At 69.2% G+C, this 13,035-nt stretch carries 12 protein-coding genes; 9 read left to right on the top strand and 3 right to left on the bottom strand.

All coding sequences use genetic code 11. The features are described 5' to 3' along the window. Positions 1–105: 105 nt before the first annotated feature. The gene (locus B1L11_RS33075; RefSeq protein WP_218671473.1) at positions 106–1,785 is read right to left on the bottom strand and encodes an ABC transporter substrate-binding protein; all 1,680 of its coding nucleotides are present in this window, start codon (positions 1,783–1,785) and stop codon (positions 106–108) included. A 398-nt stretch (positions 1,786–2,183) separates the two neighbouring features. Here B1L11_RS33075 and B1L11_RS33070 point away from each other — a divergent pair, with 398 nt between their 5' ends. From B1L11_RS33070 to B1L11_RS33055, 4 genes are all read left to right on the top strand, one after another. Then, complete coding sequence (locus B1L11_RS33070; RefSeq protein ID WP_079319286.1) at positions 2,184–3,089, top strand: ABC transporter permease; 906 nt, start codon at positions 2,184–2,186, stop codon at positions 3,087–3,089. Positions 3,090–3,189: 100 nt separating this feature from the next. Then, on the top strand, positions 3,190–3,918 hold the full coding sequence (locus B1L11_RS33065; RefSeq protein ID WP_256863100.1) for an ABC transporter ATP-binding protein: 729 nt from the start codon (positions 3,190–3,192) through the stop codon (positions 3,916–3,918). A gap of 19 nt (positions 3,919–3,937) precedes the next feature. Next, positions 3,938–4,474, top strand: a complete 537-nt coding sequence (locus B1L11_RS33060; protein ID WP_079319284.1) for a YbhB/YbcL family Raf kinase inhibitor-like protein — start codon at positions 3,938–3,940, stop codon at positions 4,472–4,474. A 61-nt stretch (positions 4,475–4,535) separates the two neighbouring features. Further along, positions 4,536–4,715: a hypothetical protein gene (locus tag B1L11_RS33055; RefSeq protein WP_079319283.1), complete on the top strand. Its 180-nt coding sequence runs from the start codon at positions 4,536–4,538 to the stop codon at positions 4,713–4,715. Between the two features lie 221 nt (positions 4,716–4,936). Here B1L11_RS33055 and B1L11_RS33050 read toward each other — a convergent pair whose 3' ends face one another. Next, the gene (locus B1L11_RS33050) at positions 4,937–5,887 is read right to left on the bottom strand and encodes a hypothetical protein (protein WP_079319282.1); all 951 of its coding nucleotides are present in this window, start codon (positions 5,885–5,887) and stop codon (positions 4,937–4,939) included. A gap of 388 nt (positions 5,888–6,275) precedes the next feature. Here B1L11_RS33050 and B1L11_RS33045 point away from each other — a divergent pair, with 388 nt between their 5' ends. The 5 genes from B1L11_RS33045 to B1L11_RS52515 all read left to right on the top strand — a co-directional run bounded on the left by B1L11_RS33045 (position 6,276) and on the right by B1L11_RS52515 (position 11,279). Continuing rightward, complete coding sequence (locus tag B1L11_RS33045; RefSeq protein WP_079319281.1) at positions 6,276–6,845, top strand: DUF1707 domain-containing protein; 570 nt, start codon at positions 6,276–6,278, stop codon at positions 6,843–6,845. A 17-nt stretch (positions 6,846–6,862) separates the two neighbouring features. Further along, positions 6,863–7,891 carry a phosphate acyltransferase PlsX gene (gene plsX, locus B1L11_RS33040; protein ID WP_079319280.1) on the top strand — a complete coding sequence of 343 codons (1,029 nt, stop codon included), beginning with the start codon at positions 6,863–6,865 and terminating at the stop codon, positions 7,889–7,891. A gap of 50 nt (positions 7,892–7,941) precedes the next feature. Further along, positions 7,942–9,663 carry an arginine--tRNA ligase gene (gene argS, locus B1L11_RS33035; protein ID WP_079319279.1) on the top strand — a complete coding sequence of 574 codons (1,722 nt, stop codon included), beginning with the start codon at positions 7,942–7,944 and terminating at the stop codon, positions 9,661–9,663. 295 nt (positions 9,664–9,958) lie between these two features. Beyond that, the gene (locus tag B1L11_RS52520) at positions 9,959–10,498 is read left to right on the top strand and encodes a hypothetical protein (protein WP_256863095.1); all 540 of its coding nucleotides are present in this window, start codon (positions 9,959–9,961) and stop codon (positions 10,496–10,498) included. Continuing rightward, positions 10,470–11,279 (top strand): hypothetical protein, encoded by an 810-nt coding sequence (locus tag B1L11_RS52515; RefSeq protein WP_256863094.1) that lies wholly within the window; start codon positions 10,470–10,472, stop codon positions 11,277–11,279. Before B1L11_RS52520 ends, B1L11_RS52515 begins: the two co-directional genes overlap by 29 nt. Positions 11,280–11,391: 112 nt before the next feature. Here the strand turns inward: B1L11_RS52515 and B1L11_RS33025 are convergent, their stop codons facing one another. Next, a complete protein-coding gene (locus B1L11_RS33025; protein ID WP_079319278.1) occupies positions 11,392–11,775 on the bottom strand; it encodes a cell division protein SepF in 384 nt (127 codons plus the stop codon). Positions 11,776–13,035 lie beyond the last annotated feature (1,260 nt).

Raw genomic sequence — 13,035 nt, 5'->3', positions numbered from 1 at the left:
GTACATGCGCCCCCCGTGGGTCAACACGGGGGATCGCGAATGGACAGCCCACGAGGCCGGCCCCGGTGGGGAACCGGCCTCGGGGGGTTCACCTACGAGCTGTCCCTACGCTTCCTTGATCGCGATCGACAGCGGGTCGAGCACGCCGAAGGGGGTGACCTTCACGCCGGTCACCCACTTGGAGGTGCCGGCCTGCAGACCGTACGACCACAGCGGAATCGCGGGCATGTCCTGCTGCAGCATAGCCTCGGCCTGCTGATAGAGGGCGTTGGCCTGGGCCGGGTCGGTGGCGGTGTCGGCCTCGTGGAGCTTCTTGTCGAGCTCCTTGTTGCTGTAGAGACCGTCGTTGGAGGAGGCGCCGGTCTTGTACAGCGGGTTCAGGAAGTTCTCGATGTGCGGGTAGTCCATCTGCCAGCCGGTGCGGAACGCGCCCTTGATCTTGTGCTGGGTGATGGTGTCACGCAGCTCGGCGAAGGTGGGCATGTCCTTGTGCACGAACTTCACGCCGGCGTCGGGACCGAAGGCCTGGTTGATGCTGTTGACCGTGGCCTCGATCCACTCCTTGTGGGTGCCGTCGGCGTTGGACCAGATCGGGAACTCGGCCGGCGGGGTGTAGCCCTCGGACTTGGCCTTGGCGAGGTACTCCTTGGCCTTGGCGGGGTTGTAGGTGCACAGGTCGCCGCAGGCGCCGTCCTTGAAGCCCTCGACGATCGGGGAGACCCAGCCGTTGATGGGCACGCGGCCCTTGTTGAAGATCTTGTCGGTGATCGTCTTCCGGTCGATCGCGTACGACACGGCCTTGCGGAAGTCCGCGTTGCCGCCGAACTCCTTGTCGTACAGCGGGAAGGTGATCGTCTGGATGACGCCCTGCTGGCCGTCGATCGCGCGGTCGCCGAGGTCGGTCTTCCACTTGTCGCCGGCGAGGGCCGACGGCGGGATCAGCTCGGTGAAGTCGAGGTTGTTGGAGACCAGGTCCGCGTACGCCGCGTTGTCGTCCTTGTACATCTTGTAGACGATCTTCTTGACCTTGGGCTTCTCCGGCCCGGGGTAGTCGGGGTTCGCCTCGACGATGATCTGCGAGTTGTGGTCCCACTGCACGAACTTGAAAGGACCGTTGGTGACCGGCTTCTGCGCGAAGCCCTTCGGGTCCTTGAAGAAGGCGTCGGGAAGCGCCGCGAAGCTCGTGTAGCCGAGCTTGGTGCGGAACACGGCGACGGGCGCGGTCAGCGTCACCTTGAAGGTGAGGTCGTCGACGACCTCCAGGCCCTCCAGCTTGTCGGTCTCCGGCTTCGGAGCCTCCTTCGGCCCGTCGGGGCCGTCGGGGTCGGCGGTGTTGACCTTGTCGAAGCCCACGATGTCGCCGAACCAGAAGCTGCCGAGCTGCGCGTTCGGCGAGTAGGCGGTGTAGTTCCAGGCGTCGACGTAGTTCTTCGCGGTGACCGGCGTGCCGTCGGTCCACTTCAGACCGGGCTTGAGCTTGATCGTCCACACCTTGTTGTCGGTGGTCTCGATCGACTCCGCCTGGTCGAGCTCGGGAGCGGCCGTGTCCGAGTTGTACTTGACGAGGCGGCTGTACACGAACTCGTTGATCGTGCCACCACAGGTCTCGTTGATGTTTCCGGGGACGAAGCCGGTCTGCGGCTCACAACCACGGATGTAGACGGTCCCCGTGGCGGCCCGGGGGTTGTCCCCGCCGCCGCTACTGGAGCCGCCGCCCCCGCCGCACGCGGCGACGCCGAGCGCAAGCAGCGCGGTGCCGGTGGCGATCTTTGCGCCCTTAGTCACGCGCATAGTGGATTGGTCCTCCCTCTAAGGATGGGCGTTCGCGCTGGTTGGCACCCGGTTTGCCGGGCATCGTCAAACCAGCTGACGTCCTGCCAGTCGTCCGGAGCATCCCTTACCGGACGCACCAGAGGAGTCTCCGGCACGTTGCAGTTCGGTCACACGTGCGTCAGTCGGGCGTCACACACATTCCTGTGAGCCCAACCTTAAATGCCCAGCACGGCATCAAACTCCCCTTTAGAGTACATATACCGACAGGCGGCGAGTCCTTTGGCCAAGGGTGAGGGCGACACCCGCGCCCCGGTCCCCGGATCAGGATGTCCTGGGCTACCTTTGACCAGTCGCAGCCACGTTCGGTGCGACAGCCGTCCCACCGACCTCCATCCAATAGAGTCCATGCCATGAGCCAGCCGGAATCCGCGCTCGCGGAGGCCCAGGGTGGCGGCCGAGCCCCGGAGTCGCTGGCCGCGCTCGCCGAGCGTCACGGACTACGACGCGCCATCGCACGCCCCAGCATGCCCGCCTACCTGCGCCAACTGTGGGACCGGCGGCACTTCATCCTCACGTACGCCACCTCGCGCAACGTCTCGAAGTATTCCGAGTCGATGCTCGGGCAGCTCTGGCAGGTGCTGACCCCGCTGCTCAACGCCGCGGTGTACTGGCTGATGTTCGGCGTCATCCTCGGGCAGAGCAAGTCGATCGAGAACTACCCGGCGTTCCTCATCACCGGGGTCATGGTATTCACCTTCACCCAGCGCACGGTGATCAGCGGCGCCAAGTCCATCTCGTCGAACCTCTCCCTCATCCGGGCGCTCCACTTCCCGCGGGGCGCCCTCCCGCTGGCGTACACGATCCAGGAGCTCCAGCAGCTCGGCTACTCCATGGCCGTGCTCCTCCTCCTGGTGCTGGTCACCGGGGAGCCGGTGAGCTGGCTCTGGCTGCTGATCCCCGTCACGCTGCTCATGCAGCTCGTCTTCAACATCGGCATGGGCATGTTCATGGCCCGCCTCGGCGCGTTCATGCGGGACATGAACCAGCTGCTGCCGTTCATCACCCGCACCTGGCTGTACGCCTCCGGCGTCTTCTACGAGATCGACGACCGCACCAAGGATCTGCCGGACTTCCTCCGCTGGGCACTGGAGTTCAACCCCGCCGCCGCCTACATCGAGTTCATGCGCGACCTGCTGATCTACCAGCGGTTCCCCGAGCGCTGGGCGTGGGTTACCTGTCTATTCTGGGCAGTGTTCGCACTGATCGTCGGCTTCTGGTACTTCTGGCGGGCCGAGGAGAGGTACGGCCGTGGCTGAGCTGACCAAGGAGCTGTCGCAGGTGGCGCCCCAAGACTCGAAGACGCAGCACCCCGAGACGCAGAACTCCAACGATGTCGAGGTCGGAACGCCGACCGTCATCGTCGACGACCTCCACATCGTCTACAAGGTGTACGGCTCGGCCAGCGACGCCGAGAAGGGCAACGCGGCCAGCGCGCTGATGCGCATCCTCCGGCGGCAGGGCCGGCCGCAGATGAAGGAGGTCCACGCCGTCAAGGGCGTGAGCTTCGTCGCCCACCACGGCGACGCCATCGGCATCATCGGCCGCAACGGCTCGGGCAAGTCGACGCTGCTGCGCGCGATCGCCGGTCTCCTGCCCCCGCACAAGGGCGCCGTCTACACCAACGGCCAGCCGTCACTCCTCGGCGTCAACGCGGCCCTCATGAAGGAGCTGACGGGCGAGCGCAACATCATCCTCGGCTGCTACGCGATGGGCATGACGCCGAACGAGGTGCGCGAGAAGTACGACGAGATCGTGGACTTCTCCGGCATCGGAGACTTCGTCCAGTTCCCCATGTCGACGTACTCGTCCGGCATGGGCGCCCGGCTGCGCTTCGCCATCTCCTCCGCCAAGACGCACGACGTGCTGCTCATCGACGAGGCCCTCGCCACCGGTGACCGCGAGTTCAAGAAGAAGAGCCAGCAGCGCATCAAGCAGATGCGCGAGTCCGCCGGCACGGTCTTCCTGGTCGCCCACAACCTCGACGTGATCGAGGAGACGTGCAACCGGGTGATCTGGCTGCACAAGGGAAAGATCAGAATGGAAGGCGACCCCCAGGAGGTCCTGGAGGCGTACAACAAGGCCTGAGAGAAACGGAGGGGCGACCGTGCCGACGCCGCCACCGATCCCGTACGACCATCTGCCCGAGGTGCCCGCGCTGACCGTCGAAAGCGACGACGTCCGCGACGGCGAGCGGCTCCCCGAGGCCCACGTGTTCAACGACTGGGGCATGGGCGGGCAGAACGTCTCCCCGCATCTGCGCTGGTCGGGCGCCCCCGAGGGCACCAAGAGCTACGCCGTCACCTGCTTCGACCCGGACGCGCCCACGGGCAGCGGCTTCTGGCACTGGGTGCTGTACGACATCCCGGCCACCGTCACCGAGCTGCCGGCCGGCGCGGGCAACGGCCCCGACTTCAAGGGGCTGCCGGAGGGCGCCAAGCACGCGCGCAACGACTTCAGCACCAAGGAGTACGGCGGAGCGGCGCCACCACCCGGTCACCCGCACCGCTACCTGTTCGCCGTGCACGCCCTGGGCGTGGAGTCCCTCGGCGTGGACACCGACACGCCGCCGGCCGTGGTCGGCTTCAACATCACCGCCAACACCCTCGCCCGCGGCTACATCGCACCTGTGTACGAAACCTGATGCGGGAGGGCCGCTCGTTCCACTATGATTCGAACGGAGATTCGACATAGGGGAGGGACGGATGAGCGACCTGGCGACGGCGATCGACAATCTGGCCGCCGAAGATCCCTCGGAGCTTCCCGTCGGGCTGATCGCCGAGCAGCTCATCGAGCTGCACTGGCAGATGGCCCGCCTGCAGGCCCAGATCGCCAGGCGCACCCACCTGCGCGCCTGTTTCGACTCGCCGAACTCGCCCAACTGAGGGGTTGGCCGAACCCTGCCACGTGCGCCCTGGCGCCTGCCGCCCCCGCGTCGACGCACTGCGGCGTGTGCACCTTGGCGTGACAACGGACGGCCGGCGCTCCCTCGGGGGGCGCCGGCCGCTTTCGTCATCGACGTCTTTCCGATGGTCCTGCCGTACCCCGGGACCTCCGGTGCCACCCGGCGTGCCGGCTCGACGGCGACGGAGGCCTCAGGCGTGGGTCACCTGCCGTACCCACCCTGGCGTGCGGTCGGCGGCGCGACGTCGGCCACCGTGCCCGGGGCGGACGAGACCGCGCTCGACGCGGCGGCGTCGGCCGTGGCCGACGCGGAGGTGGCGAGCTCGGCCGCGCCCCCGTCGTCGCGGCGGCTCCCTGCGCCGGAGCGTCCGTGGTGTTCCTGACGGTCTTGGTGACCGCGCCGGCGTGGGCGTCGGCCTGGGCGGCGGCCTCGGCGGCCGTCGGTCTGGGTGCTGCTCATGGCGCGGTCGGCCGGAGTGTCGCACGGCACCAGCGCCAGCAGGCCGCCCGCGCTGCCGGCGGTCGCCGCGACGGCGCCCTTGAGACTGAGCAGAGCGTTGAGCCTCGCGGTGACGTTGAGCCCGGCGCGGACCGCGGCGCCCACGCCGGCGACGGCCGCGGCCGAGGCGTCCACGGCGGCGGCGGTCTGGCCGGAGACGGCGACGACCGGCTTGCCGACCTGGGCGACGACGCCCGCGGCGACGTTCGCCTTGGCGACGAGAGCCGCGTTGACGTCCGCGACCGCGACCAGGGCGGCCGACAGGTGGGCCTCCAGCCTGGCGACGACGTTGGCGTTGACGGTGACGGCGGCGTCGGCCACGATATCGGCCGCGATGTCGGCGGCCGCGTTGATCTGCGCGTTGGCCTCGGCGGACAGGCTGGCCGTCACGGTGCCGCAGAGATTGGCGACCGCGACGAGGTCGGCCCTGATGTCAGCGGTCAGGTTCACCGCCACCTCGGCGGCCGCGTCGGCCTGCGCGACGACGCCGCCCGTCGCCCCGGCGACGGCCGTGCCCTGCAGATCGGCCAGAAGCCTCGCCAGCGTCGCGACCCGGTGCTCGGTGCACTTCTGAGCGCACACGTCGGCCTGCGCGGGCGCGGCCAGCATGCCGGCGATGCCGATCGTGACGGCGACGACGGCTGTCCTAACCACTCGTTTCATTGACTTGCCCCCGGTTCATATTCCTTTTCACGAGAGTGGGAATGACGAACCCAAGAACCCCCGTGCGTCGGCGAGCACGCCGACGAAGACGTCGGCATTTCTATCACTGCCGATCACGGCGGAAAGCCCTGCTGACCAGGGGATGCCCGGCGGACAGCCCGCCGGGAAAGTCGGTATATCGAGCATCGGACGACCACTTCGCGGTCACCCCAATCCCGCCTCAGGAGAAAGCGACGGTAAACACGGCGCCCAGGCGTTGCGGCAGATCTTTCCGCTCACTTTTAGCGACGCGCCGACGGACATCGCGACACGGCCGGACCGGGGCCGGCCATGAACCCGCCCTATCGCGACATATCTCGATAAGAGCTACGCTGGCGAGGTGACCTCCCTCACACCGTACGCGGGCGACGATCCCGCACAGCGCGCTTCGGACGCCGACCGCGACCGGATCGCGGCCGTCCTCGGCGAGGCGCTGGCCACCGGCCGTCTGACGAGCGTCGAACACGCCGACAGGCTCGACGCCGCCTACAGCGCCGTGACCATCGGCGACCTCGCTCCCCTGACCAGGGACCTGCCCGAGGCGTCCCACGCACCGGCCGCGCTCTCCACGGAGCGGCACCGGGTCTCCGCCGTGTTCAGCAAGATCATACGGCGCGGGCGCTGGGTCGCCGGGCGGCACACCGAGCTCAGCTCGGTCTTCGGCGCGCTGATCGTGGATCTCAGCGACGCGGTCCTGCCCGGCCGTGAGGTGACGCTGGAGCTGAACTCCTTCTGCGGCAAGCTCATCGTCACCGTCCCGGCCAACGCCAAGGTGGTCGACGAGGGCAGCGCGGTCTTCTCGAAGCGCTCGGTGACCGGAGGGAACGGCGACGGCGAAGGACCGCTGATCCGCGTCACCGGCAACGCGCGCTTCGGCAAGATCGTGGTCTACCGCGGGACCCCTCGCTGACGGCCTACGATGCGGCCATGCAGCCCGCCGGCCGTGCGTTGCCCGTGGCCCTCGACGCCATGGGCGGCGACAACGCGCCCGAGGAGATCGTCGCGGGAGCCGTACAGGCCGTGCGGGAGCGCGACGTGCCCGTCGTGCTCGTCGGCCATCCCCGCCTGCTCTACCAGGAGCTGGCCCGGCACGACGCGGTCACCGAGATCCCCATCGTGCGCGCCGAGGAGGCGCTGGCGATGGACGAGGGCGCGCTGGCGAGCCTGAGAAGGCCCCGTTCCAGCATCGCCATCGCCTGCCATCTCGTACGCCGCGGCGACGCCTGCGCGGTCGTGTCCGCGGGGTCGACTGCGGGCGTCGTCGCCACCGGCCGGCTGCGGCTGCGGGCCCAGCAGGGAGTCGTACGCCCCGCGATCGCGGTCGGCCTGCCGACCCTGCCCCAGCCGACCGTGCTGCTCGACGCGGGCGCCACGGCCGACGCCAAGCCGGAGATGCTGGTGCAGTTCGCCCACCTCGGCGTGGCGTACGCCGAGACGGCGCTCGGCATGCGGCGTCCCCGCGTCGGCCTGCTCACGATCGGCGCCGAGGTGGAGAAGGGCAACAAGCTCGCCAAACGGGCCCACGAACTGCTCGCCGCCACGCCCGGCATCGACTTCACCGGGAACATCGAGGGGCACGACCTGCTCATCCGGAAGGTCGACGTGGTCGTCACCGACGGGTTCACCGGCAACGTGGCGCTCAAGACCGTCGAGGGCACCGTGCGGTACGCCTTCGAGCAGCTCAGGGAGACGCTCGCGGAGAGCCGGATGGCCAGGCTCGGCGGGATGCTGCAGCGGGCCCGGCTCCGGGAGCTGGCCGGCCGGCTCGATCCCGAGGCGCACGGCGGCGCCGTACTGCTCGGCCTCAACGGCACCGTGGTGATCGCACACGGCTCGTCGCGGGCGCGCGGCGTGGCCGCCGCCTGCGAGCTCGCGGCCCGCCTGTCGGCCCAGGGCATCGTGGCCAGGATCGGTGAGCGGATCGCCTCCACCAACAAGTCGCACCGCCGCTGGTGACCGCCGATATGGAACGGCGGGCTGAAGGCGCACGCCGATAAGCTTGGTGCATGACCGACCCGCAGCTCGTGCTCACCGAGCGGGTCCAGCAGGCGCTGGGTTCCGCCTTCGGTCCGGAGCACGCCACCGAAGACCCGCTGATCAGGCCCTCCCAGTTCGCCGACTACCAGGCGAACGTCGCACTCAGCCTGGCCAAGCGGCTCCGACGTGCCCCGCGGGAGGTCGCCCAGGCCATCGCCGATCACCTCGACACGACCGACGTGAGCGTGGAGGTCAGCGGGCCCGGGTTCCTCAACCTGACGCTGCGCGACGGCTGGATCGCCGAGCAGGCCGCGCGGCGGCTGCTCGACGAGCGCATCGGCGTGCCGCAGCCGGCCCCGCAGACCGTGATCGTCGACTACTCCGCGCCGAACGCCGCGAAGGAGATGCACGTCGGCCACCTGCGCACCACGATCGTCGGCGACACCCTCGCGCGCACCCACGAGCACCTGGGCAACCAGGTGATCCGGCAGAACCACCTCGGTGACTGGGGCACGCAGTTCGGCATGCTCATCGAGCACCTCCTCGACATCGGCGAGGAGGAGGCGCTCGGCATGCTGGCCGCCGGCGACGGCAACGCCTTCTACCAGGCGGCGCGGCACAAGTTCGACAACGACTCCGAGTTCCAGCAGCGGTCCCGCCGCAGAGTGCCGCTGCTGCAGGGTGGCGACCCGGAGACCCTGCGCCTGTGGCGCGAGTTCATCGAGTACAGCAACCGCTACTTCCGGAAGGTGTACCGGACGCTCGGCGTCACGCTCACCGACGAGGACATCGCGGGCGAGAGCATGTACAACCCCATGCTCCCCGACGTATGCGACGAGCTGGAGCGCACGGGCGTGGCCGAGATCAGCGAGGGCGCGCTGTGCGTGTTCCCGCCCGGCTTCAAGGGCCGCGACGACCAGCCGCTGCCGCTCATCGTCCGCAAGAGCGACGGAGGGTACGGCTACGCCACGACCGACCTCGCCGCGATCCGCTACCGGGTGCGCGACCTGAAGGCCGACCGCATCCTGTACGTCGTGGGCGCCACCCAGTCGCTCCACTTCCAGATGGTCTTCGCCGCGGCGCGGATGGCCGGCTGGCTGCACGACGACGTCAAGGCGGAGCACGTCCAGATCGGCAGCGTGCTCGGCAGCGACGGCAAGATGTTCAAGACCCGCAGCGGCGAGTCGATCAAGCTCACCGACCTGCTGGACGAGGCCGTCGTCCGCGCCGAGGCTGTCATCGCCGACCGCGGGTACGACCCGGAGGCCCGCCGGCAGATCGCGCGCCAGGTCGGCATGGGCGCCGTCAAGTACGCGGACCTGTCGGTCAGCCACGACAGCGAGTACGTGTTCGACTTCGACCGCATGCTCGCCCTCACCGGCAACACCGGGCCGTACCTCCAGTACGCCACCGCCCGCATCCGGTCGATCTTCCGTAACGGCGGGATCGAGCCGGAGTCGGTCACCGGCCCGATCACGCTGGGCCACCCGGCCGAGCGGGCGCTCGCGCTGCAGTTGCTCGGCTTCGGCTCGGTCGTCGCCGCCGTCGCCCAGCTGTCCGAGCCGCACCGGCTGTGCAACTACCTGTTCGACCTGGCCCAGGCGTTCACCTCGTTCTACGAGAGCTGCCCGGTCCTCAAGGCCGAGGAGGAGTCCGTACGGCAGTCGCGTCTGGCTCTGTCGGCGCTCACCCTGCGTGTGCTGCTGCGCGGGCTCGACCTGCTCGGCATCGAAGTCCCCGAGCGGATGTGAGCGGGGTGCCGGATTCCGCTTCGGCGGACACGGAGGAAGGTCTTCCCGGCGCCTCCGAGGAGGCCGCAGGCGCCGTCTCCGATGCCCGGGATGGCGTCTGCGCGGCCGGGGATGGCGTCCCCGCGCGACCACGGCCGGCCGCTCGTACCGCCGCTCTCCGATGCAGGGCGGCCCGGCCTTCCGGTTTCCGCGGGTCAGGCTCGTCCACGGCGCGCCTCGTCCATGACTGTCGCACCAAGCGTCTAGTCTGGCGCGGTCAAGGGAGTGCCAGCCGACCCCTCGGGGAGCGTTCCGCGTGAGCATGGACCTGACCACGAGTCCGGACCCTGGAAACCTGGCCGAGGCCACAGAGCTGCACCGCTACGCCGAAGCGCTGATCGTCAGCCTGGCGGCGGACGGGACCGCGCCCGACCTGCCGCCGGGGATCACCGACGTGCCGGGCTACTGGCTGGGGCCCGCCGTCGAGTCCCTCGTCCTCATAATGTCCGGCAAGGACGCCCTGGAACCGCTGGCCCTGGCCAACGAGTTGGACGAGCGGCGCACCGCCCTGTTCCTCTGTCTGGCCCTCGCCGTCTGCGGCCACGGCGACCGGATCCACGCCTCCTGGCTGGGCACCGCCTTCGGCGACCTGTCCGAGGACCGTCCCGTGACGCCCGGCCAGCGGGCGCTGTGGCTCGCCGCCGCCCGCGGGGCGTACGGACCGGTCGGCAAGATCTTCGTACTGCGCAAGCTCCGACGCGGTGGACGCGCCGGCCACCGACGACCGGTGGCTGAAGGCCCTCGTGCCCGGTCCGCCGGAGACGTCCGTGCCCGCCTCTCTGGAGGCGTTCCCTGAACTGGCGAAGGTCACCGAGATCGAGCGGTCGCTTCAGGCGTCGGCGACCCTTCGCCGTCTGCGTGAACGCTGCACCGAGATCACCTCCACCCGGCAGGCCGGCGAGGTCACCAAGGTCGTACGCGGCACCGTGTGGGCCGAGGACGAGCCGCTGGCCGTGCTCCGCTCCCTGGCAGGCCACGGTGGCCAGGAAGGGCCGCTGAGCTCGCTCACCGGGCATCTGCTGCAGGACCTGGGTCCCGACGCCGATCCCCACATGGCCGCGCTCGCGCTGCACGTGGCGGCGCCGGCTGTCAGGGCGGCGGCGGAGTCCCTCGTCGAGGTGGTGAGCGAGCCGCCGCCCGACACCCTGGACGTGCCGATCCTCGGCTATCCGATCAAGCTCAGGCCCGAGGGCCCCGACCAGGAGTCGATGGCGGCGGCCGAGCAGCGGCTCGTCACCGAGTGCGTGCCGAAGCGCACCCGGCCCTGGCCCGGATACGTCCTCCTGGTCCTCGCCGTCGTCGTCCTCGCCGCCGGGTTCGTGGTCTCACCGCCGCTCGCCCTCGTCGGCCTGTTGATCGCTGCCGTGGGCGGGCATCTGCTGTGGCGGCACCGCGTCCGGGAGCACTCCGACGTGCGGTACGTCCAGAACCGGGCGGGCAAGCTCGCCGACCTCGCCGACAAGGCCGTCTGGGCCCTGCACGAGTACGCGAGGGAGTCGGAGGAGCGCGCCTCCGCCGCCGCCCGGGACCTGGCCGAGGTGTCCACGCTCCTGCGACGGGGCCCACGGGCGGCATAGGGACGCCTGAGCCGGCGCCCGCAAGCTGATTGCGTAGCGCCGGCTCCGCGGACGACTGTGCCCGCCGACCCAATGGGCGGCGGGCACAGGACTCGGACTCGCACCAGCCGGTTCAGGCGGTGGAGACCTCCACCGTCGCCGGAGTGATCAAAAAGACCTTGTCCGCGATCCGCTCGATACGTCCCTCACAGCCGTAGGCCAAGCCCGCGGCGAAGTCCACCATTCGCGTGGCCTCCGCCGTCGACATGCTCGCCACGTCCATGACCACCGTATGGCCCTCGCGGAAGTGACGGCCGATCGTCAGGGCGTCGTCATACTTCTGCGGGCGGACCATGACAATACGGGCCGGGTCGGTGTTGGGCTGCCAGCGCTTGGCGGCACGCTCGGCCGCCGGCATCCAGTCGTCCTCGTACTCGTCCTCGGCATAGGTCTCGTCGTCGTACTGCTCTGCCCCACCCAGGCCAAGGTAGCTCGCCACCTTGCGCACAGCCCCCATCGGTTCGTCCTTTTCCGGCTTGTCCTTTTCCGGGCTCGTCCCGACATGCGGGACCGTAATCGACGATTCAGCGAACCCCCGCCGACACGCCCGGCCGTTTAAGTGTTGTTGGCTGGATAATGTGGAGGCCGGCCATGTGTGTCTTCATCGTCAATTCCGTCAGCCCTTCCAGGGTAACTCGCGAAGCCGTCTACCCCATGGAACCCTTCGCAAACATTTCTCACAGTCACCTCGAACGACGGCACGCCTTCAGTAGATCACAACGGACGCCGCCGATGCCCGGTTCCCGAAATACGATCTTGCTGGTAGAGCCCGGTACGCCGCCCCGGAGAGGCGCGAATCAGGGCGGCGCCAATGAAGATCCATTTGCACGCCGAGACGCCCTGATTTCGTATTTCGAAAATATTTTCGACGGCGGCGTGAGCGAATGATCACCGCTCTCCGCGCGCCAGTCCGCGAACGGCAGTGACCGCAATTGAGGGGACCGACCAGGGCAAACTCTTTCCTCGCAGCGCCTCCCGCGGAACCGATATCGAGACCATTTCGACCGGCCCACGGTTTTCGAAGCGGCACCGATCCGCAACCTGCTCGCGCTCCACGAGGGCAGCACGGAGATGCGGAGAGAGTTGTGAAGCCGGTGATGCCGGACCGCATCTCCGGCCTCGCGGCCGGTGGGAGACACCGGCGACGCCACTGGCTGGTGACCGGTGCCAGTGCTCGGCGAGCAGGCCGTATAGGGCGTACAGGGCGTCGTCCGCCACTGTGCGGAAGCCGCGGCCGAGAACGGCGGGCAAGAGTTGCCCGGACTCTCTCAGGCAGGGAGTGGCGCACCCACAGCCGTGATCTCTCCAGAAGCACCCGCCGATTCTCTCGCGCATACAGTCGGCCGGTCGATGGCCCCCGCCCCCTGAATTTCAGGACTCGACACGGCGTGTCGGCTCACGGCGTCTGTGTGGACGTAGAAAGGCCGAAGAATCCCCAGCCGCCCGACGGAGGACGGGGCGGCGTCGGCGGGGCAAAGCTACGGGCGCAGGAAGGCCGACATCCGCTTGCCAGCCGCGGACGTGCCCACGGCCGCCGGTTCCGGCATCTCGCCGGCCGCCGCAGTGGAGTGGGACGTCACTTGGGGTGGGACGTCGCTTGGGCGGGACATCACGTGGGATGGGACGTCACTGGATTAGGACGCCGCTTGGGGTGGGACGTCACGTGGGGTGAGACGTCGCGTGGGGTGGGACGTGGCTTGGGAGTGGGGTGTCAGGT

It is taken from the genome of Microbispora sp. GKU 823 (assembly GCF_002027145.1).
In the GTDB taxonomy this organism is placed as follows: Bacteria; Actinomycetota; Actinomycetes; order Streptosporangiales; family Streptosporangiaceae; genus Microbispora; species Microbispora siamensis.
The sequence above is the reverse complement of the archived record's forward strand: the minus strand, read 5'-3'. Positions and strand labels throughout refer to the sequence as shown.